The 19,274-nt window shown below is 72.7% G+C and carries 20 protein-coding genes and 1 tRNA gene; 11 read left to right on the forward strand and 10 right to left on the reverse strand.

The genetic code is table 11. The annotated features are described in order from the left end of the window. Positions 1-11 precede the first annotated feature (11 nt). Together mptB and NR112_RS08855 are read right to left on the reverse strand one after the other, a co-directional pair. Entirely contained in the window at positions 12-1,595 is a 1,584-nt protein-coding gene (mptB, locus tag NR112_RS08850) for a polyprenol phosphomannose-dependent alpha 1,6 mannosyltransferase MptB (RefSeq protein WP_256793631.1), read from the reverse strand. Between the two features lie 191 nt (positions 1,596-1,786). Next, positions 1,787-1,861 (reverse strand) — tRNA-Leu (locus NR112_RS08855). 185 nt (positions 1,862-2,046) lie between these two features. Between NR112_RS08855 and NR112_RS08860 the strand changes: the two genes are divergently transcribed. Both NR112_RS08860 and NR112_RS08865 read left to right on the forward strand, forming a co-directional pair. Next, the gene (locus NR112_RS08860; RefSeq protein WP_256793632.1) at positions 2,047-2,928 is read left to right on the forward strand and encodes a Bax inhibitor-1/YccA family protein; all 882 of its coding nucleotides are present in this window, start codon (positions 2,047-2,049) and stop codon (positions 2,926-2,928) included. A 22-nt stretch (positions 2,929-2,950) separates the two neighbouring features. Then, a complete protein-coding gene (locus NR112_RS08865; RefSeq protein ID WP_256793633.1) occupies positions 2,951-3,259 on the forward strand; it encodes a hypothetical protein in 309 nt (102 codons plus the stop codon). Between the two features lie 105 nt (positions 3,260-3,364). On the opposite strand, the gene NR112_RS08870 is transcribed toward NR112_RS08865, so the two are convergent. After that, entirely contained in the window at positions 3,365-4,588 is a 1,224-nt protein-coding gene (locus tag NR112_RS08870; protein ID WP_256793634.1) for an acetyl-CoA C-acetyltransferase, read from the reverse strand. A 337-nt stretch (positions 4,589-4,925) separates the two neighbouring features. Here NR112_RS08870 and NR112_RS08875 point away from each other — a divergent pair, with 337 nt between their 5' ends. Continuing rightward, positions 4,926-5,687 carry a hypothetical protein gene (locus NR112_RS08875; RefSeq protein WP_256793635.1) on the forward strand — a complete coding sequence of 254 codons (762 nt, stop codon included), beginning with the start codon at positions 4,926-4,928 and terminating at the stop codon, positions 5,685-5,687. Positions 5,688-5,748: 61 nt separating this feature from the next. Here the strand turns inward: NR112_RS08875 and NR112_RS08880 are convergent, their stop codons facing one another. Then, on the reverse strand, positions 5,749-6,957 hold the full coding sequence (locus NR112_RS08880) for an SGNH/GDSL hydrolase family protein (protein WP_256793636.1): 1,209 nt from the start codon (positions 6,955-6,957) through the stop codon (positions 5,749-5,751). A 167-nt stretch (positions 6,958-7,124) separates the two neighbouring features. Here NR112_RS08880 and NR112_RS08885 point away from each other — a divergent pair, with 167 nt between their 5' ends. After that, positions 7,125-8,495, forward strand: coding sequence for a cystathionine beta-synthase (locus NR112_RS08885; protein ID WP_256793637.1), 1,371 nt, complete (start codon positions 7,125-7,127; stop codon positions 8,493-8,495). A gap of 93 nt (positions 8,496-8,588) precedes the next feature. On the opposite strand, the gene NR112_RS08890 is transcribed toward NR112_RS08885, so the two are convergent. Next, the gene (locus NR112_RS08890; RefSeq protein ID WP_256793638.1) at positions 8,589-9,161 is read right to left on the reverse strand and encodes an HhH-GPD-type base excision DNA repair protein; all 573 of its coding nucleotides are present in this window, start codon (positions 9,159-9,161) and stop codon (positions 8,589-8,591) included. Positions 9,162-9,223: 62 nt separating this feature from the next. Further along, entirely contained in the window at positions 9,224-9,877 is a 654-nt protein-coding gene (locus tag NR112_RS08895; protein ID WP_256793639.1) for a YigZ family protein, read from the reverse strand. Between the two features lie 124 nt (positions 9,878-10,001). On the opposite strand from NR112_RS08895, the gene NR112_RS08900 reads away from it, so the two are divergent. From NR112_RS08900 to NR112_RS08910, 3 genes are all read left to right on the forward strand, one after another. Then, a complete protein-coding gene (locus tag NR112_RS08900; protein ID WP_256793640.1) occupies positions 10,002-10,625 on the forward strand; it encodes a WXG100 family type VII secretion target in 624 nt (207 codons plus the stop codon). A gap of 102 nt (positions 10,626-10,727) precedes the next feature. Continuing rightward, positions 10,728-11,093 (forward strand): CrcB family protein, encoded by a 366-nt coding sequence (locus NR112_RS08905; protein WP_256793641.1) that lies wholly within the window; start codon positions 10,728-10,730, stop codon positions 11,091-11,093. Further along, on the forward strand, positions 11,090-11,455 hold the full coding sequence (locus NR112_RS08910) for a CrcB family protein (RefSeq protein ID WP_256793642.1): 366 nt from the start codon (positions 11,090-11,092) through the stop codon (positions 11,453-11,455). The genes NR112_RS08905 and NR112_RS08910 overlap by 4 nt, the downstream gene beginning before the upstream one ends. Here NR112_RS08910 and NR112_RS08915 read toward each other — a convergent pair. After that, positions 11,448-12,143 (reverse strand): sirohydrochlorin chelatase, encoded by a 696-nt coding sequence (locus NR112_RS08915; protein ID WP_256793643.1) that lies wholly within the window; start codon positions 12,141-12,143, stop codon positions 11,448-11,450. The genes NR112_RS08910 and NR112_RS08915 overlap by 8 nt on opposite strands. Positions 12,144-12,202: 59 nt before the next feature. Further along, entirely contained in the window at positions 12,203-12,592 is a 390-nt protein-coding gene (locus tag NR112_RS08920; RefSeq protein ID WP_256793644.1) for a helix-turn-helix domain-containing protein, read from the reverse strand. 96 nt (positions 12,593-12,688) lie between these two features. Between NR112_RS08920 and NR112_RS08925 the strand changes: the two genes are divergently transcribed. Both NR112_RS08925 and NR112_RS08930 read left to right on the forward strand, forming a co-directional pair. Further along, the gene (locus NR112_RS08925; protein WP_256793646.1) at positions 12,689-13,561 is read left to right on the forward strand and encodes an SDR family oxidoreductase; all 873 of its coding nucleotides are present in this window, start codon (positions 12,689-12,691) and stop codon (positions 13,559-13,561) included. 358 nt (positions 13,562-13,919) lie between these two features. Continuing rightward, the gene (locus tag NR112_RS08930) at positions 13,920-14,750 is read left to right on the forward strand and encodes an alpha/beta fold hydrolase (RefSeq protein WP_256793647.1); all 831 of its coding nucleotides are present in this window, start codon (positions 13,920-13,922) and stop codon (positions 14,748-14,750) included. Between the two features lie 121 nt (positions 14,751-14,871). Here the strand turns inward: NR112_RS08930 and NR112_RS08935 are convergent, their stop codons facing one another. Beyond that, on the reverse strand, positions 14,872-15,576 hold the full coding sequence (locus NR112_RS08935) for a response regulator transcription factor (RefSeq protein ID WP_056778093.1): 705 nt from the start codon (positions 15,574-15,576) through the stop codon (positions 14,872-14,874). Beyond that, positions 15,573-17,147, reverse strand: a complete 1,575-nt coding sequence (locus NR112_RS08940; RefSeq protein WP_256793649.1) for a PspC domain-containing protein — start codon at positions 17,145-17,147, stop codon at positions 15,573-15,575. The genes NR112_RS08935 and NR112_RS08940 overlap by 4 nt, the downstream gene beginning before the upstream one ends. 34 nt (positions 17,148-17,181) lie before the next feature. Here NR112_RS08940 and NR112_RS08945 point away from each other — a divergent pair, with 34 nt between their 5' ends. Together NR112_RS08945 and NR112_RS08950 are read left to right on the forward strand one after the other, a co-directional pair. Next, on the forward strand, positions 17,182-18,528 hold the full coding sequence (locus NR112_RS08945) for a PspC domain-containing protein (protein WP_256793650.1): 1,347 nt from the start codon (positions 17,182-17,184) through the stop codon (positions 18,526-18,528). Then, positions 18,525-19,163 (forward strand): hypothetical protein, encoded by a 639-nt coding sequence (locus NR112_RS08950; protein ID WP_256793651.1) that lies wholly within the window; start codon positions 18,525-18,527, stop codon positions 19,161-19,163. Before NR112_RS08945 ends, NR112_RS08950 begins: the two co-directional genes overlap by 4 nt. The last annotated feature ends 111 nt before the right edge of the window (positions 19,164-19,274 follow it).

Here is a 19,274-nt window from a genome sequence, read left to right on the forward strand (position 1 = left end):
TCAGCGGCGAGTCAGCGGCGGGGGAGCGCGGCAGCGAGCACGGGCTCGTCGGCCTGCTCGTGCACGCGACGGCGGTTGGCGCGCAGGCGCGCCGCCATCCACAGCGCGGCCGAGACGCCGAGCGCCCACGTGCCGTTGGAGACCGTCGCGTCGACGACGCCGTAGGTGACGAAGAAGAGCGTCACGAAGACGACGGCCCGCACGTGCTTCGCCGAGAGGCGCACGGCCGCGAGGAGCAGCCCTCCCCAGAGGAGGTACCACGGGTGGATGACCGGACCCGAGGCGCAGAGCACGAGCAGGGCGCCGGCCGTGGCGAGCACCGGGTTGCGTGGTGCGACGCGCCAGGTGATCCAGGCGATGCCGGCCAGGCCGAGGAGCAGCCCGATCGTCTGGGCGATCGGGACGGGCGCCGAGGTCACGCTCTCGGGCATGCCGGCAAGCCTCAGCAGCCACTCGACGGCGCTGCCGATGAAGGTCGGCGGCGACAGCATCGAGCGCAGTGAGACGGGCACGGAGAGGTTGGGGATCCAGCCCCAGCCGAGACCGGAGACCGCGGTGATGGCCGTGAAGGTGGCCGCGGTGATGCCGCCGCAGACGAGGCCGTGCCGGACCATCGCCTTGAACCGTGCCGGGGCTCCGGGCTCGAGATCGCTCTGCGCCTGCAGGGCCATGCCGACGACGCCGATGAGCGCGAGGACGGCCGTCTGCTTGTAGGCGGCAGCCGCCGCGATCGTCACGGCTGCGACGACGAACTGGCCGCGGCTCGCGAGGAGCAGGGCAAAGGTCACGAGGGCGACCATGACGGCGTCGCCGTGGCCCCCGCCCACGAAGTGCATGAGGACGAGCGGGTTGAGCACGCCGAGCCAGAGGGCGTGCCGACCGCTGACGCCGTAGCGCTCGGCGAGGCGCGGCAGGGCGTAGGCGAGCAGCCCGACGGCCAGGAGCGCAGGCACGCGCATGGCCAGGGCCGAGACGTAGGCGTTCTCCGGGAAGATGCTGACGACGAGGTGCTGCACCTGCAGCGCGAGCGGACCGTAGGGCGCCGGCGTGTCGATCCACATCGGATCGACCTGGTCGGCGAAGGGGCCGGGCACCCAGAAGGGGCCCACGGCATACGGGTCCATCCCGCGCAGGACGATCTGTCCCTGCGCTGCGTAGCTGTAGGCGTCGCGGCTGAAGAGCGGCGGCGCGAGCATGATCGGCAGGCTCCAGAAGAGCCACGCCATCGACGGGGCCTTGCGGCCGTGCACGGGGCGCATCCGCAGCCACGCGTCGACGAGCAGGGCCATGCCGACGGCGAGCAGGATCGTCGTGAGGACCCGTCCGGCCCCCGAGCCGAGCCACACGAGGCCGAAGCGCTCGATGAGCGGCGAGGCGGGCAGCTCGAAGGTGTCGGCGGGCAGGAAGGCGGGGCTGACGGAGCCGGCGGCCACGAAGGTGGTACCGAGCGTGCCGCGCCGGACCATCGGGTCGGCCCACGTGCGCCGGAGCGAGGCGGAGAGGCGCTCACCGAAGGCAACGAGGCGCGGGTCGACGACCCACCCGGCGCGCGGCGGAGCAGCGGTCGTCGCGCCGGCGACACGATGCTCCAGCACCCGCTGCTCCTTCGTGTGTTGAGGGGTTCGCACTCGAGGTGCGGTACAGGTCGTGCAGGAGCGCATCGGAAGGGCCCCTGGACCTCGGTCTCGACGGCCAGTCTAGGCGGAGCGGGTGCGTGCGTGCCGTGCCACGCCAAGGCGTGAGCGGCGTGTTACCGAACCGTGGCGGACAGCCGACGCCCGTGACGTACCCCCGGAGGGACTCGAACCCTCACCTGTGGCGATTTTAAGTCGCCTGCCTCTGCCGATTGGGCCACGGGGGCGGGGCCCCCAGTATGCCGTCGTGCCGGGGCGCCGGCGCCACCGCGGCGCGCGTCACGATCCAGTGTCGGGCGAGCACTTCTCGCGCGCGGGAACCTTCCGGTGGGGTGCGTTCGCTTACTCTTGGGGACAGTCGCCACGCCCAGTCGCGGGTCGTGGCACCCAGTGCTTTTAGGAGCGCACTCACATGGCAGGTGGAAACCCGGTCTTCGACCGGCTCAACAAGCAGATCGAGAAGGAGCGCTACGCCGGCTTCGGCTCGCCGCAGGGCAGCCCACAGCAGGCGCAGCAGGGCACCCAGGCTGCGACGACCGGCTACGCGACCCAGGACGCGATGACGGCGCAGCAGCTCAACGAGATGTATGCGCAGCCGCCGGCCGGCCCGGCCGACACCGGTCGCGTCACGGTCGACGACGTCGTCGTCAAGAGCATCACGCTCTTCGTCGTCACGATCGCCGTCGCCTTCGTGTCGTGGTTCTGGACCGAGGCCAACACCGCCATGACGCTGCCGTTCTGGCTCGGCGGCATGTTCGGCACCCTGATCCTCGGCTTCGTCATCGCCTTCATGAAGAAGGTCTCGGTGCCGCTGCTCATGGTCTACGCCGTGCTGCAGGGCGCCTTCCTCGGTGCCTTCAGCCAGTACATCGCGGCGATCCCGGAGTACGACGGCGTCGTGCAGATGGCCGTCCTCGCCACCCTCTGCGTCTTCGTGGCCATGTACGTCGGCTACGCGACCGGCTTCGTCAAGGTCAACGACAAGACGCGCCGGATGTTCTTCTTCGCGATCGTCGGCTACGGCCTCTTCTCGCTGCTCCAGGTCGTGCTGCTCATGACCGGCGTCATCGACGGCTGGGGCTTCGGCGCCAGCGGCCCGCTCGGCATCGGGCTGTCGATCCTCGGTGTCGGCCTCGCGTCGTACTCCCTCGCCGTCGACTTCGACTCGATCGACCGTGCGGTCCAGATGGGCGCCCCCAAGAAGTACTCGTGGCTGCTCGCCCACGGCCTCATCGTCTCGATCGTCTGGCTCTACATCGAGTTCGTCCGGCTCTTCGCGCGTCTGCGCGACTGACGCGCTCGTGACGCCTCCGAGCGTGGGTTCGCCGACCCCGCACGAGGTGTCCGACGAGCTCCGGCGCGTGGTCGAGCGGTGGCACCAGCTGCCGCTCGACCACGCGCTCTCGCGTCTTCCGTCCGTCCGGGCTCTCGTCCAGTGGCTCGCCGACCGGGTGGCCGCGGCTCGCGGAGCCTCCGACCCACACGCGCAGCCGGTGCCCGACCTCGGCCCGGCCGTCGTCATGGACCAGCTGTCCGTCCTGGTCTTCGACCTCTTCCGGGCCGAGCCGGACGCCGACGCGCGCGTCGTCACGGACGCCCTGGCCGGCATACGCCGCTCCCTGTGACCCGAGTCGGGCGGGGTCCCGGACGCCGCGAACGCATCGAGTGGGCACCCTCCCGCGGGGAGGGTGCCCACTCGACGTGGTTCTGGCGGGCCGCAGCCCGCGAGGTCAGCTGAGGCGCTCGAAGATGACGGCCATGCCCTGGCCGCCGCCGACGCACATCGTCTCGAGACCGAACTGGCCGTCACGCTCGCGGAGCGCGTTGATGAGCGTGCCGGTGATGCGGGCGCCGGTGGCACCGAAGGGGTGTCCGATCGCGATGGCACCGCCGTTGACGTTGAGCTTGTCGTAGTCCATGCCGATCTGGTCGGCCGACCCGATGACCTGCGCGGCGAACGCCTCGTTGATCTCGTAGAGGTCGATGTCGCCGATCGAGAGACCCGCGCGCTTGAGCGCGAGGTTCGTCGCGTCGACCGGGCCGAGGCCCATGATCTCGGGGGAGAGGCCTGTCGCCGCCGTCGAGACGACGCGGGCGAGCGGCTCGAGGCCGAGCTCCTTCGCCTTGGTGTCGCTCATGATGACTAGGGCCGCGGCGCCGTCGTTGAGGGGGCAGCAGTTGCCGGCCGTGACGGTGCCCTCCTGACGGAAGACGGGGTTGAGGCCCTGCACGGCCTCGAGGGTGACGCCGGCGCGCGGGCCGTCGTCCTTGCTCACGACCGTGCCGTCGGGCGTCGTGACGGGCGTGATCTCCCAGTCGAAGAAGCCACGGCCGATGGCGGCCTCGGCGCGGTTCTGGCTCGTGACGCCCCACTCGTCCTGACGGTCGCGCGAGATGCCGTAGGCCGTCGCGACGTTCTCGGCCGTCTGACCCATCGCGATGTAGATGTCGGGGAGCAGGCCCTCCTCGCGGGGGTCGGTCCACGTCTCGTTGGTCTCGGCGATGCGCTTGGTGCGGGCCTGGGCATCGGCGAAGCGGCCGTTCTGCTGGTCCTCCTTGGCGCCACCGGCCCCGGCCCAGTCCGTGTACTGCGAGACGCACTCGACACCGGCCGAGACGAAGATGTCTCCCTCCCCGGCCTTGATCGCGTGGAAGGCCATCCGCGTCGTCTGGGCCGAGGAGGCACAGAAGCGGTTGATCGTCGCCGCGGGAGTCGCGTCGATGTCGAGGAGCGTGGCGACGACCTTGGCCATGTTGGAGCCGTGTCGGCCCGATGGCTCGGCGCATCCGAGGTAGAGGTCCTCGACGAGGCGCTTGTCGAGCGCGGGCACCTTGTCGAGCGCAGCCTGGATGACCGTGGCGGCGAGGTCGTCGGGACGGACCTCCTTGAGCGAGCCCTTGAAGGCCCGGCCGAACGGCGAGCGGGCGGTCGAGACGATGACGGCTTCGGTCACGGGGGATCTCCTGGTGCAGCATCGACGGCCCGTGCGGCGGTGCGACGGGCGACTAAGCGCTTGCTCAGTCCCCACGATGGTAGGACGTCCTCGCACCCGTTGGACAGGCCACCGGCCATGACGTGCGTCTCGCCCACCCAGGCCCACCGCCACCCCCACGCGCGCGCTCGGTCCGCTCCTCCCGCCAGCGGGCTCCGAGGACGCCTCCGCCGAGCGGGTACGACTCCGGGGGCCGTCAGGGCGACCGCTAGGGTGGATGAGTTGTCGGCGCCTCCGCGCGCCGGCCGGGTCCGGACGCTCACGCCGGACCCTCCGACGATCAGGGGGCCCGCCCACCATGAAGACCTTCACGACCCGCGTCGTCGCCGTGTCCGGCGCGATCGCGATCAGCCTCGGCGCCGCCGCGTGCTCGAAGTCCGAGACGCCGGCCACCGGCTCCACCAGTTCGAGTGCGTCCACGCCCGCAGCCTCGGAGAGCTCGTCCACGTCCGCCGCCACCGACGCCCCCGAGGCGTCGGAGATCCTCGACAAGGCCAAGACGAACGCGCTCGCCGCGACGTCGGGCGCCTTCGTCGGCCAGGTCGACCAGAGCGGCAAGACGATCAAGATCGACTTCAAGGGCGCGAGCGACGGCAAGACCGCCGACATCGCCATCGAGATGGAGGGCGACGGCAAGGCACGCGTCATCTCCGTCGACGACGCGGTCTACATCCAGGGCGACGCGACCTTCTGGAAGAAGCAGGGCGCTCCGGCGTCGGTGCAGAACGCCGGCGACAAGTTCATCAAGGCACCGTCCTCGGCCGCCTCGATGACCCAGAGCCTCAGCCTCAAGAACTTCCTCCAGAAGGCCTTCGGCGCGGTCACGCCGCAGCAGCTGGCCACCGACGTCGCGAGCGAGAACGTCGGCGGCGTGGACTGCTGGGTCCTCACCGACAAGAAGGGCAAGTCCGAGGGTGCGCTCTACGTCTCCAAGGACAAGTTCGAGGTCGTGCGCTTCACCGGCTCCTCGACCAGCCCCGGTCAGCTCGACTTCTCGCAGTGGAACGCCGACCTCGGCATCAAGGCGCCCGATGCCAGCCAGATCATGAAGATCAGCTGAGCTCGCCCACCCAGCGAAGGGGTCGTCCGCACGAGCGGGCGGCCCCTTCGGCGTGGCCCGGTCAGTGCAGGACGGGGTCCTCGGCACGGCCGCCGCCCGGCCGCTCGTCGGCTCGGCCGGTGTGGTCAGCGGACTCCGTCCGGTCGGAGCCGTCCGACGCGTCCGGGTCCGAGTCACCGAGGGCGTATGCCGTCCCGGATGCCCCTGCGTCCGGCGCGGTCGCGGCGGAGGCGGGCGCCGCGGACGGGGCGGCGGGTCGGCCCGGCAGTGCCGGCAGGGGGACGGCCGGCCGGATGCGGTGCAGCAGGACGGCCCAGCGACCGTGGGCACCGCGCGCCTGACCGCCCACCTCGGCAGGAGCCACCTCGGTGCCCGGCTGGGCGACCGCCTTGGTCGCGGCCACGGCCAGCGGCCCGACGCTCTCGCCGCGCCGCGGGTTGGGCTCGGCGGAGGCACTGCCCTCGCCGAAGAGATCGAGCGCCGCACTCACGGTCGGGAGCAGGGCGGCGGCGACGCGGGCGTAGCCCGCCGGGCTCGGGTGGAAGCGGTCCTTGCTGAACATGACGTGCGGCTCGGCCGAGAACGCCTCGCTGAGCAGGTCGCCGATCGACACGGCGCGTCCGCCCGCCTCGACGACTGCGACGGTCTGGGCAGCTGCGAGGTCGCGCGACCAGCGGCGTGCGAGCAGCCGCAGCGGCTGCGGCACGGGCTCGATGGCTCCGAGGTCGGGGCACGTGCCCACGACGACCTCGGCCCCGGCCTCCCGCAGGCCGCACACGGCCATCTCGAGGTGGCGCACGGCGATCGAGCGGTCGATGCGGTGGGTCACGTCGTTGGCGCCGACCATGATGACGGCGACGTCGGGCCGGGGGACGGCCGCGAGGCCGCGCTCGAGCTGCTCGTCGAGGCCGGTCGACTCGGCGCCGATGACGGCCACGTTGGTCAGCTCGACCGGGCGGCCGCTGAAGGCGGCGATGCCGGTCGCGATCGTCGCCCCGACGGTCTGGTGGGGGTGTTCGGCGCCCATCCCGACGCCGGACGAGTCGCCGAGCACGAGGAACCGCACGGGCGACCCCGAGCCGGACCCGTAGGTGCCGCTGTCGGACGGCGCACCCTCGAAGTGCTGGCCGACGATCCGCCGGGCCATCATCGCCTCGCCGCGCAGGATGCCGTAGCCGAGGGCTCCGAGCGCGCCGAGACCGGCAACCCCCATCCCACCGCCGTAGGCCGCCGCCTGGGCGATCTTGCGCGCGCGTCGTGCACGCCCCATGCCGGACCCCCTTCCTGTGCCGTGTCGAGCTTTCTCGACCGGGTCCACCACGGTAACGCCCGGGCCGGACGCTCCGTGCCGCTTCGTACCGCTTCGAAGGTCCGGCCGGAGCGGTGGTGGGCACCCGCGTGTCTCGGACCGTGGGACCACGCTCCTAGGATGGACGCGTGAAGTACGCAGAGAACGTCGCCGATCTCGTCGGCAACACGCCCCTGGTCAAGCTCGGCTCCGTCGTCGCGGACGCGGGGGTGAGGTGCACGGTGCTGGCGAAGGTCGAGTACTTCAACCCCGGCGGCTCGGTGAAGGACCGCATCGCGCTGCGCATGGTCGAGGCCGCCGAGCGCGACGGTCTGCTCGAGCCGGGGGGCACCATCGTCGAGCCGACGAGCGGCAACACCGGTGTCGGTCTGGCCCTCGTGGCGCAGCGCCGCGGCTACCACTGCGTGTTCGTCTGCCCCGACAAGGTGAGCCAGGACAAGCGTGACGTCCTCAAGGCGTACGGCGCCGAGGTCGTCGTCTGCCCGACGGCCGTCGAGCCCGAGCACCCCGACTCCTACTACTCCGTGTCCGACAGGCTCGTCCGCGAGATCGACGGGGCCTGGAAGCCGAACCAGTACTACAACCCCGAGGGGCCGAACAGCCACTACCTGACGACCGGGCCCGAGATCTGGCGCGACACCGACGGGCGCATCACGCACTTCGTGGCGGGCGCCGGCACGGGCGGCACGATCAGTGGCACCGGCAAGTACCTCAAGGAGGTCAGCGACGGCGCCGTGCGGATCATCGCGGCCGACCCGGAGGGCTCCGTCTACTCCGGCGGCACGGGCCGCCCCTACCTCGTCGAGGGCGTCGGTGAGGACTTCTGGCCGGGCGCCTACGACCCGTCGGTCGTCGACGACGTCATCGCCGTCAGCGACGCCGACTCCTTCGAGATGACCCGCCGCCTCGCCCGCGAGGAGGGCCTGCTCGTCGGCGGCTCGTGTGGCATGGCGGTCGTGGCCGCCCTGCGCGCCGCGAAGGACCTGCCCGAGGACGCCGTCATGGTCGTGCTGCTGCCCGACTCGGGCCGCGGCTACATGAGCAAGATCTTCAACGACGAGTGGATGCACTCCTACGGCTTCCTCAACGACCACACCGAGGCGACCGTCGGGTCCGTGCTCCACGGCAAGTCCGGTGACATGCCGGCCCTCGTGCACACCCACCCCAACGAGACGATCCGCGACGCCGTGCAGATCCTGCGCGAGTACGGCGTCTCGCAGATGCCGGTCGTCAAGGCCGAGCCGCCCGTCATGTCCGGCGAGGTCGCCGGCTCGGTCAGCGAGCGGGCCCTGCTGGCAGCGCTCTTCACCGGTCAGGCGCACCTCGCCGACTCCGTCGAGAAGCACATGGAGAAGGGCCTGCCCCTCGTGGGTGCCGGCTCGCCCGTCTCGGCCGCGCGCAAGGAGCTCGAGGAGTCCGACGCGATCCTCGTCGTCGAGGACGGCAAGCCGATCGGCGTGCTGACGCGGGCCGACCTGCTCGGGTTCCTCGCCGACTGACCTCCGTCAGGCGCTGCCTGAGGCGACGTATGCCGCTGGGCTCGCTTCCACGAGAAGCGAGCCCAGCGGCATACGTGCGAAAGGTCTTGTGGCTCAGGCCTCCTGCTTGGCCTTCGCCTCGGCCTTCTTGGCCTGCTTGAACTCCCGCACCTTGATGAGGGAGTCCCCATCGACGACATCGGCCACCGAGCGATAGCCGTCGAGCGCGTAGTCACCGGCGACGGCCTCCCAGCCCTCGGGCCGGACGCCGAGCTGCTTGGCGAGCAGCGCGACGAAGATCTGCGCCTTCTGCTTGCCGAAGCCCGGCAGCTCCTGGACCCGCTTGAACAGCTCCTTGCCGGTCGTCGCCTCGGTCCAGAGCCGGGTCACGTCGCCGTCGTAGCGGTCCACGACGAGGGCGGCGAGCTCCTGCAGGCGGGCCGCCATCGAGCCGGGGAAGCGGTGGATGGCCGGTGGGGTGCTCGCCATGGCCTTGAACTCCGCGGGGTCCGCGGCGGCGATCGCGGCGGGGTCGAGCGTGCCGAAGCGGCTCAGCACCTTGTAGCCGCCGCGGAACGCGTGCTCCATGCCGTACTGCTGGTCGAGCATCATCCCGACGACGACGGCGAACGGGTACTCGTCGAGGACCTGGTCAGCGGCTGGTTCGTTGGCGATCTGGAAGCCCATGCAGGCATGCTCTCACGCGTCCGCCGGCTGCCGGCGGGACCGGCGAGGACCGGAGGCGACGACTACCGCGTCGGGACCCGGACCCACGACCCGGGGCCGGCGGTCACCTCTCCCGCGCCCGCGGTGAGGGCGCCGACGAGGCCGCGCACGGACTCCCCGGTGCCGGGCTCGACCGCGAGGGCGAGGACGAGGCCGGTCGCGCCCCACGACGTGGAGGTGACGGCACAGCCGGGAAGGCCGCGCAGGGCGTTCTCGACGCGGGGCCCGTCGGCGCTGCCCACCGTGACGACGAGCCCGTCGCGCCGCGCGTAGGCCACCACCGTCGCGGTGTCGACGGCGGCGGAGACGGCGTCCCCGTAGGCGCGGATGAGGCCGCCCGTGCCGAGCAGGGTGCCGCCGAACCACCGTGTGACGACGGTGACGACGTCGGTCAGCCCGCGGCCGCGCAGGACGTCGAGCATCGGCGCCCCGGCCGTGCCCGACGGCTCGCCGTCGTCGTTGCTGCGCTGGGTGCCGGCGTCGGGCCCCAGCACAAACGCCGTGCAGTGGTGGCGCGCGTCCCGCGTGGCCGACCGCACCGTCTCGACGAACGCCCGGGCATCGTCCTCGGTCGGCACCGGCGCCACGTCGCAGGCGAAGCGTGACCGCTTCACCTCGAGCTCGGCGGAGGCCGGGGACGCGAGGGTGAGGTAGCGACGCGGCGGGCTCAGCGGCATACCTTCTCGGGCGGTGGGCGGGACGCTCCGAGTATGCCGTGCAACCGGGGGAAGGCTCCCCATTGCACGGCGCGCCGCCGGCAGGTGAGGATGGGCCCGGTGTGCAGGGGTGAAGGGGAGATCTGTGTTCTCGAAGGGTGCTGACGTCGACGCGCTGCGCGACTCGGCGGGCCGGATGGCGACGTTCGGCCGTGAGGTCGACGTCGTCCGCGCGCGTGGGGAGCGAGCCGTGTCGACGATGCAGCGGGCCTGGCAGGGGCCGGACCTGCACCACCTCGTCGAGCGGTGGCGGCGGGTCGAGCACGACCTCACGCGCCTCAGCACCGAGTTCGACCGGCTGTCGCGACGCCTGCACGACAACGCCGACCTCCAGCAGCGCTCGAGCGGCACGTCCGTCGGCGACGGTGGGTCGCGCCACGGCGTGGTCGGCGGGGGCAGTGGTGCCGTGGCTCGCACGGGCGGCGGCCAGACGGATGGCCGCCCCGGTGCCCACGGGGGGCGACCCACGCTGCACGCTGCGCCTGCCGCCGTGTGGTCGCGGGCCCTCGTCGGGTGGGGCCCGGACGGCGGTCGACCGGTGGTCACGCCGGGCGTTCCGCAGCCGCTGCACGGGATGGGCTGGGGTCACTGGTTCGGCAGCCCGTTCGACGGTGCCGGGTCGGAGCCGCTCGACGCGACGTACGGCCCGACCCTTCCTGCCGACGTGGCAGCCGCGGCAGCGCACGGCCTCGGTCTGCCGATCCGCTGAGGCGCCCGGACCCGCCGAGGACCGCTCGGCACGCTCGTGTCGCGGCTCGCCCGGACCGTGGCCTCGCGCGGACGGCGGTGCCCGGGCTGAGAGACTGGCGCCATGCACCCGTTCGCAGTGGCCCTCGGTGGTGCCGCGGGCACGCTGCTCAGGCTGCTCCTGACGGCCGGCGGCAGCGGAGCGGCCGGCTGGGACCCACGGATCAGCGTCATCAACGTCGTCGGCGCCTTCCTGCTCGGGGTGCTCGTCCGGCTTCCCGTGCGGCCTCGACTCCGCTCGATGCTCGCCTCGGGCGGGCTCGGCTCGCTGACGTCCTTCTCGGCGCTCAGCATCGCCTTCGTCGACGGCACCCCCGGGTATGCCGTCGCGCTCGGCCTGCTGACGAGCATCGTGCTCGGGGTGGCCGCGGCGGCGCTGGGCATGTGGCTCGGTGGCCTGCTCACCGCCGGTGACCGGGAGACCGCGTGACCGCGGTCGCGTGGTGGGGCTGGGCGCTCGCCGTGGGAGCCGGCTCGATCGGCGCCCTCCTGCGCACGTGGCTCGTGCGGACGCTGTCGAAGCGACCGCTGCCCTTCGGGGTGCTCGCCGCCAACGTCGTGGCGTCGGTGGTCGGGGGAGCCGTCGTGGCCGACCGCGTCGAGCTGGGCGCCACGTGGTCGCTCGTCCTCATCGGTGGCTTCTGCGGCGGCCTGTCGACCCTGTCGACGCTCGCGGCCGACACCGTGGAGCTGTGGCTCGAGAACCGTTGCCGTGACGCCGTCGGCAACGTCGCCGTCAACGTGGCACTCGGACTCCTCGCGGCCTGGGCCGCCTGGACGCTCGTCAGCTGAGGTAGCGCTCGACGACGACGTCGACGAGGGCCTCGGGCGCGGGTTCATGGGGCAGCAGGAGCGGTGGCGTGACGACGTCGGCACCGGACCTGCCGGCGAGGTCGGCGAAGAATCCGGGCGCGAGCAGGTAGGTGGCGACGACCACGCGACGCCCCGGAACGCGTTGTGCTGCAACGGCGTCGGCGAGCCTCGGTTCAACGGCCGACAGGTAGCCGGCGACGACGGGTCGCCCCAGGCGCCGGCCGAGGGCGGCAGCGACGCGCTCGCAGTCGGCGATCGCCGAGGCCTGGGACGACCCCGCCGCCCCGAGCACGACCGTGTCGTCGTCGCGCAGCCCGGCCGCCACGAGCCGCTCGCGCAGCAGGTCGGCGAGGCGGTCGTCGGGGCCGAGAGCCGGTGCGACCGTGGTGCCGGGCACTCCCGCGGCCGCCTCGGCGAGGTCGACGTAGACGTGGTAACCGGCCGACAGGAGCAGTGGCACCAGCCGGGCGGGCGCGTCGTCGTGCAGGGACGACAGCACGGCGGCAGGGTCCGGGGGCTGCACGTCGACGAAGGCCGCTCGGACGGTGAGGTCCGGGCGCCGCGCGGCGACGGCCGCGACGAGGCAGCCGATGGCCGACCGGCCGGCGGCGGACGACGTGCCGTGCGCCACGGCCACAAGCACGGGCGCGGGCACGGGGCTGGTCATGGGCTCACTCTGTCAGGTCGGAGCCGCGGCGGAAGGCCGGCGTGCGCCGGGCTACCGGCTCAACGTGTAGCGGCCGCCGCCTCGGCGTCACCGACGATGGCGGGCGCGTGGTCGGCGATCCAGTCCATGAGCGGCACCATCCGCTCGGCGAGGTCGGCGCCCCGCGCGGTGAGGGAGTACTCGACGTGCGGCGGGACGACCGGCCGGGCGTCCCGGTGGACGAGCCCGTCGGCCTCGAGCATCCGCAGCGTCTGGGCGAGCATCTTCTCGCTGACACCCTCGGCGCGACGGCGCAGCTCGCTCCACCGCAGCGGCTCGCCCTCGGCGAGGGCGAGGATGACGAGCGTGCCCCACTTGCTCGTCACGTGGTCGAGCACGACGCGGCTGGGGCAGTCGGAGGCGAAGACGCCGTCGGGGAAGTGCCGACGCAAGATGGGACTAACCGTCATGTCAGTACCTTACTTCAAAGTGGGTACTAACTTCTGGGAAGTATGCCGTGCGCGCGGTCGTTCTCGAGGGTGTCAGCCCCACCCGAAAGGAACGTCATGACCCTTCTCGTCACCGGTGCCAGCGGCCACCTCGGCCGTCTCGTCGTCGAGTCCCTCCTCGAGCGCGGCACGCCTGCCGCCGACGTCGTCGCCATCGCCCGCAACCCCGAGTCCGTCGCCGACCTGGCCGACCGTGGTGTCGTGGTGCGCCGGGCCGACTACACCGACCCGGCGTCGCTCGATGCTGCGTTCGTCGGTGTCGACCGGCTCCTCCTCGTCTCCGGAAGTGAGGTCGGCCAGCGGATCCCCCAGCACGCCAACGTCATCGACGCGGCTGCCCGCGCCGGGGTCGGCTTCGTCGCCTACACCAGCATCACCCGTGCCGACACCTCTGACCTCGTGCTCGCCGCCGAGCACCGCGCGACCGAGGAGCTGCTCGCCGCGTCGGGCCTGCCGCACGCCCTGCTGCGCAACTCCTGGTACCTCGAGAACTACACCGGCCAGCTGCCGACGATCCTCGAGCACGGCGCCGTCCTCGGTGCCGCCGGCCACGGCCGGGTCAGCGCCGCGACCCGGGCCGACTATGCCCACGCCGCGGCCGTCGTGCTCGCGGGTGAGGACGGACGGGTCCACGAGGGGGCCGTCTACGAGCTCGGTGGCGACGACGCGTTCACCCTCGGCGAGCTCGCCGAGACGGTGGGTCGCGTCGCCGGGCGCGAGGTCGCCTACCGCGACCTGTCCGTCCCCGACTACACCGCGGCCCTCGTCGCGGCCGGCGTCCCCGAGGGGTATGCCGGCGTGCTCGCCGACAGCGACCGCGGGATCGCCGAGGGCGCCCTGTTCACCGACAGTGGCGACCTGTCGCGTCTCACCGGTCGGCCGACGACCAGCCTCGAGGACGCCCTCCGCGCCGCCTTCGTCACCACCTGAACCGTCGAGAGGCCACGTTCGGCCGCCTCCCTGCCGTCGAGAGGCCACGTTCGGCCGCCTCCCTGCCGTCGAGAGGCCACGTTCGGCCGCCTCCCTGCCGTCGAGAGGTCAATTCGTGCATCTCACCGAGCGGATGGCACTGGCCTCTCGACAAGCGCGACTCGGCACATCGTGGCCTCTCGACAAGCGCGACCCGGCACATCGTGGCCTCTCGACGGGCGCGATCGGGCAGATGGTGGCCTCTCGACGGTGGAGCGACGCATTTCGCGCGGTCGCCGTCCCGGTCGGACCGCGAGCGCCAGCGCGCTCAGAGGAGCGGAGAGCGGCGTGAGGTGGGACGCCGCGTAGGCTCGCGCTCATGACCACGGCTGCTGACCAGGCCTCCCTCAACACCCTGTCCGTGGGCACGGCCGGGCCCCGCATCGCCTTCCTCCACGGGCTCTTCGGCCAGGGCCGCAACTGGAACCAGATCGCCAAGGCGGTCAGCGGCGCGGAGGGCACGGACGCCCGCTGCCTGCTCGTCGACCTCCCGGACCACGGCCGGTCCCCGTGGTCGCAGCAGTTCTCGCTCGACGCGTATGCCGATGCCGTGGCCGCGACGCTCCGCGCGGTCGCCGCGGGGGAGCAGTGGGCCGTCGTCGGCCACTCGCTCGGCGGCAAGGTCGCCATGGTGCTCGCGCTGCGCCACCCCGAGCTCGTCGAACGGCTCGTCGTCGTCGACATCGCACCCAAGGGCTACGGCTCGCTCGAGCGCTTCGAGGGCTACATCCGCGAGATGCAGGCCCTGCCGCTCGGCGAGCTGACGAGCCGCGGTGACGCGGAGGCCCGCTTCAGCGAGCCCGATCCCGGCGTCAAGGCCTTCCTCCTGCAGAACCTGCGCCGTGACGGGCAGACGTGGCGCTGGCAGGTCAACCTCGACCTCGTCGCCGGCGACGCCGCGCTGGGGGTCGACTCACGCATCGCCGACTGGCCTCAGGACGCCGACGACCTCCCTCCCTACGAGGGCCCGGTGCTGTGGGTCGCCGGCGGCGACTCGCGGTACATCAAGCGCGAGGACGGCGAGCGCATGCGACGCCACTTCCCGCGCACGCGGCTCTTCACGATCAAGGGCGCCGGTCACTGGGTGCACACCGACGCGCCTGAGATCATCGTCACCGCCCTGCGTCGCTTCGTCACCGACCCCGCCTGACGCATACGCCTCAGGACCGCTCACGTCGACCGAACGCAGCGTTCGGTCGCGAACTCACTGTTCGACCAAGGCTTTCGCGACCGAAGGCCGCGTTCGGTGCAGAGTAGAGGGTGCGGCGGGTTCAGAGGAGGCGGCGGCCCATGGCCCAGGCGGTCAGCTCGTGGCGCGAGCTGAGCTGGAGCTTGCGCAGCACCGAGCTGACGTGGGTCTCGACGGTCTTGACGGAGATGAAGAGCTCCTTCGCGACCTCCTTGTACTGGTAGCCGCGCGCGATGAGGCGCATGACCTCGCGCTCGCGCGCCGAGAGGCGGTCGAGCTCCTCGTCGATCTCGGCGACCTCGCCAGCCGTCGCACCGAACGCGTCGAGGACGAAGCCGGCGAGCCGCGGGCTGAAGACGGCGTCGCCGTCGGCCACCCGACCGATGGCGGTGAGCAGCTCCTCGGCGCTGATCGTCTTCGTGACGTAGCCCCGAGCGCCGGCGCGGATGACCGCGATGACGTCCTCGGCGGCGTCGGAGACGGAGAGCGCGAGGAAGCGCACCGGCACGTCGGCGCCGGACTGGACGCCGGCACACGCCCGGATGACGTCGGCACCACCGTGTCCGTCGCCGCCCGGCAGGTGGACGTCGAGGAGCACGACGTCGGGTCGCTGCTCCTTGATGACCTGCACGGCCGACTCGACCGCACCGGCCTCACCGGCGATCTCGAGCGTGAAGGCCCCGGCCCGCGGCGTGGCGGCGAGGGAGGTCAGCTCGGCGCGCACGCCGGTGCGGAACATGTGGTGGTCGTCGACGATGACGATGCGGATGGTCCGCGGGTCGGTCATGAAGCCTGCTCCTGGGGGTCGGGGTCCGGCGTGCTGCTGGGGTCCGGCGTGCTGCTGAGGTCGGGGTCCGGCGTCCTGCTGGGGCTGGTGGCGGTTGCGAGGGGATCAACGGGCCCGACGGCGGCGGCGGACGCGTCGGGCTCGTGCGGCTGCCGGACCGGCAGGCGCAGGACGACCTCGGTGCCGTCGGCGCGACGCCGGATGCGGGCCGTGCCGCCGTGGCGCTCCATGCGGCCGATGATCGACTCGCGCACACCGGCTCGGTCGTCGGGCACGGTGTCGAGGTCGAAGCCAGCGCCGTGGTCGCGGACGAACGCCTCGACGGCGTCGGGCCCGACCTCGACGTAGGCGCTGACGGGCGGGCTCGCATGGCGCACGGCGTTCCACGTGGCCTCGCGCACGGCCTTGACGAGGGCGTCGAGGTGCTCGTCCATCGGTCGGTCGCCGGTGACGACGAGCTGGACGGGAACGCCGTGGAGGTCCTCCACCTCGCCCATGGCCGCGGTGAGGGCGGCACCGAGCGTGCCCGCGCGGGCATCCTCGTCGTAGAGGTAGCTGCGCAGCTGCCGCTCCTGTGCGCGGGCGAGTCGCGCGACGGTCGCGGCGTCGCCCGACTGGCGCTGGATGAGGGCCAGGGTCTGGAGCACGGAGTCGTGCAGGTGGGCGGCGATGTCGGCGCGTTCGGTGGCTCGGATGCGCGCAGCCTGCTCGAGGCGCAGGTTGCTCCAGAGCCGCAGGATCCACGGCGCCGACAGGACGGCGACCCCGACGAGGGCGGCGAGAACGGCACCCGCCACCTGCCACAGCTCGGTGAGGTTGGTACCGCGCACGAGCAGGCCGACGAGGCCGAGGATGGTGAGGCCGAGGCCGACGACGAGCCAGATCCAGCGCACCGGGCGGCGGGCGCCGAGGGTGTCGGTGTCATCGAGCTGCGACCAGAAGAAGATCGCGCCGATGACGATGGCGACGACGGGGAGGACGAGCTCGGCGTGGACGTCGAGACCGGCACCCCCGAGCCAGAGCGCCCCCGCGACGGCCAGGGCGGCCACGCCGAGGAGGGTGATGATGACGGCCTGGTTGCCGCTGCGCAGCCACGTGCGCAGGCCGGCGAGGTCGACGTGGTGCTGTCCGGCTCCGGGGGAGCCGGACGTGGTGCCGGCGCTCCCGGTGCCGGCGGCGCCGGCGGCTGTCGGGCTGCCCGGCGACAGGGTCGGGGTGGAGGCGACGGCCGGGTCGACGTCGCCGACCTCGCGCATCGTGGCCCAGAGGAAGACGTAGACCGCGAGCCCCGCGCCGAAGGGGATGCTCGTCAGGACGAGCGCCACGCGCACGGCGACGACCGGCAGGCCGAGGTGCTCGGCGAGCCCCATGGCGACTCCCGCGATGACCTTGCCCTGCCGCTGGCGCACGAGCGGGGGCCGTGGCGTCGCCCGCCAGGCCGGGCGCACGGGGCCCGTTCCGTTCTCGTATGCCGTCTGCACCGTTCCATCCTGACCCACCCGGCGGGCGAGGGCGACCATCCCGGCCTCCTTTGGGGGTCGCGTCAGGGTGCGCTCAGGGTCGACCCTCATGGTTGGAGGGTGTCCGGCGCGCCACTGTGGTGGCATGACGAAATGCAATGACGCCCCTCCGCAGGGGCACGGCCTCGACGGTTTCTACACCGCTCTGCGACGCCCGGGGGTCGTGCGTCAGGGAGACGGTCGCTGGTTCGCCGGCGTCGCGACGGGCCTGGCCCGTTGGCTCGGCGTCGACCCGCTCGTCGTCCGGGCGGGCTTCATCCTCTTCTCCATCTTCTTCGGGATGGGCGTCGCCCTCTACCTCGTGCTGTGGCTGCTCATGCCCGACGAGCGTGGCGAGATCCACGTCGAGCGCGCCCTCAAGCACGGCGAGGGCAGCTCGATCTTCCTCCTCGTCGTCACGGCCATCTCCGTCCTCGGGGGTGGGCCCTGGTGGGGCGGCGACTCTAGGGGCTTCCGCTTCTTCGGCTTCGGGCTCCTCGTCGTCGGTGTCTGGTGGTTCGCAACGCGGACTGCCACCGGCCGCGAGCTGATGGAGCAGGCGCCGTGGCGCAACCGCGGCACCTCAGGACCGGGTGCGGCGGGCGCGACGACCGTCGACCCCGTGACCGGGCAGGGCGTCGGCCAGCCCGGCACCGGAACCGGCACGTCGGCACCTGCGGCCCCGACGGCATACGGCTCGACGGGCAACGCGGCAGCCAACGCCGGCGCGACCCTCGCGACGCCGCGCCCACCCGCACCGACGCCGGTCCGTGAGCGGACCCGCGCGATCGGCTTCGCCGGTGGGCTGCTCGTCCTCGGACTCGCCATCGTCGTCGGTGTCGTCATGTCGTCCGTCGCCCAGGGCGCCGGCTGGCCCGGCAACCACGTGGCCGTCGGGATCGCCTCCGGGCTGGGCGTGCTCGGTCTCGGCATCCTCGTGGCCGGCATCGCCGGCCGCCGGGCCGGAGGGCTCGCGTTCTTCGCCGTGACCGGCATGATCGCGGCCGCAGCCACGACGGCTGCACCGATGGGTCTCTCGCAGCCCTGGCAGGCAGGCGACCGCACGTACACGGTGACCTCGATGACGCCGGCCCCAGCCTTCGAGCTCGGCCTCGGCCAGATGAAGGTCGACCTGCGCGACGCGAACTGGAAGGGCACGAACGGAACGGACACCGTGACGACGACGTTGGGCGTCGGCGAGCTCGACCTCGTCGTCCCCGAGGGCGTCAGCGTGGTCGTCAACACCAAGGCACGGGCCGGCGAGATCATCGCCACGGGACCCGGCGTGGCCGGCGAGGGCATGCGAAGCGAAGGGCCGGACCAGCTCCAGCACGAGGGCACGGGCTGGACGCAGACGGTGACCTTCGGGGACACCACGAAGGCCCCCGAGATCGTCGTCGACGCCGAGCTCGGCGTCGGCCAGATCACGATCACGACGGCGAGCGCGTCATGAGCGCCGCACCCCAGAACCCGACGAACGACCCCACGAACCACCCGACGACGAACCCAGCGGAGAGCAGCGACATGAGCAGCAACGACACCCCGGACCCGACGGTGGAGTTCCGCGACCCGACGGCCGATCCGGCGCCCGACCCGACGGCCGATCCGACGGCCGATCCGGCGCCCGACCCGACGCCCGACCCGGCGCCTGACCCGACGCCCGACCCGGCGGAGACGACGACGATCCCGGCCACGTCGACCCAGGCGCTGCCCGCGGCGACGCCCTTCCGCGTCGAACCTGCGACGCCGGTCCCCGACGACGCGGTCGCCGAGGGGGCCCGCCTGCCGCACCTGCCGCCGCCGACGACCTCGGCGCCCGACCCCTCGTGGCCGGCACCGGTGGTGCCCACGCCGGCACCGCAGCCGGCCCCGCGTCCGGCCCTCGTCACGGTCCGCAAGGGCCCGCGACCCGGGTCGATCATGCTCGGCCTGCTGACGATGCTCGTGGCGGCCTACGTGCTCGTCGCCAACCTCACGGACGCCGACCTCAGCTTCCGGATGGTGGGCCCGTCGATGATCGGCGCGTTCGGCGGCATGCTGCTGCTCGTCGGCCTCGCAGGGGTCGTCGCCGGCCGGATGCGGCGCTGAGCCGCGGCCGCCGACGCCAGCGCACGGCACACCTCCTCATCGGTGGTCGCCGGCCGTGGCGTCGGCGGTCGTGACTAGGCTCGGGAGCACGCTCGCCGGTCAGGTCCGGCA

The sequence above is a fragment of the Terrabacter sp. Ter38 genome (genome assembly GCF_024519435.1).
Lineage (GTDB): Bacteria > Actinomycetota > Actinomycetes > Actinomycetales > Dermatophilaceae > Terrabacter.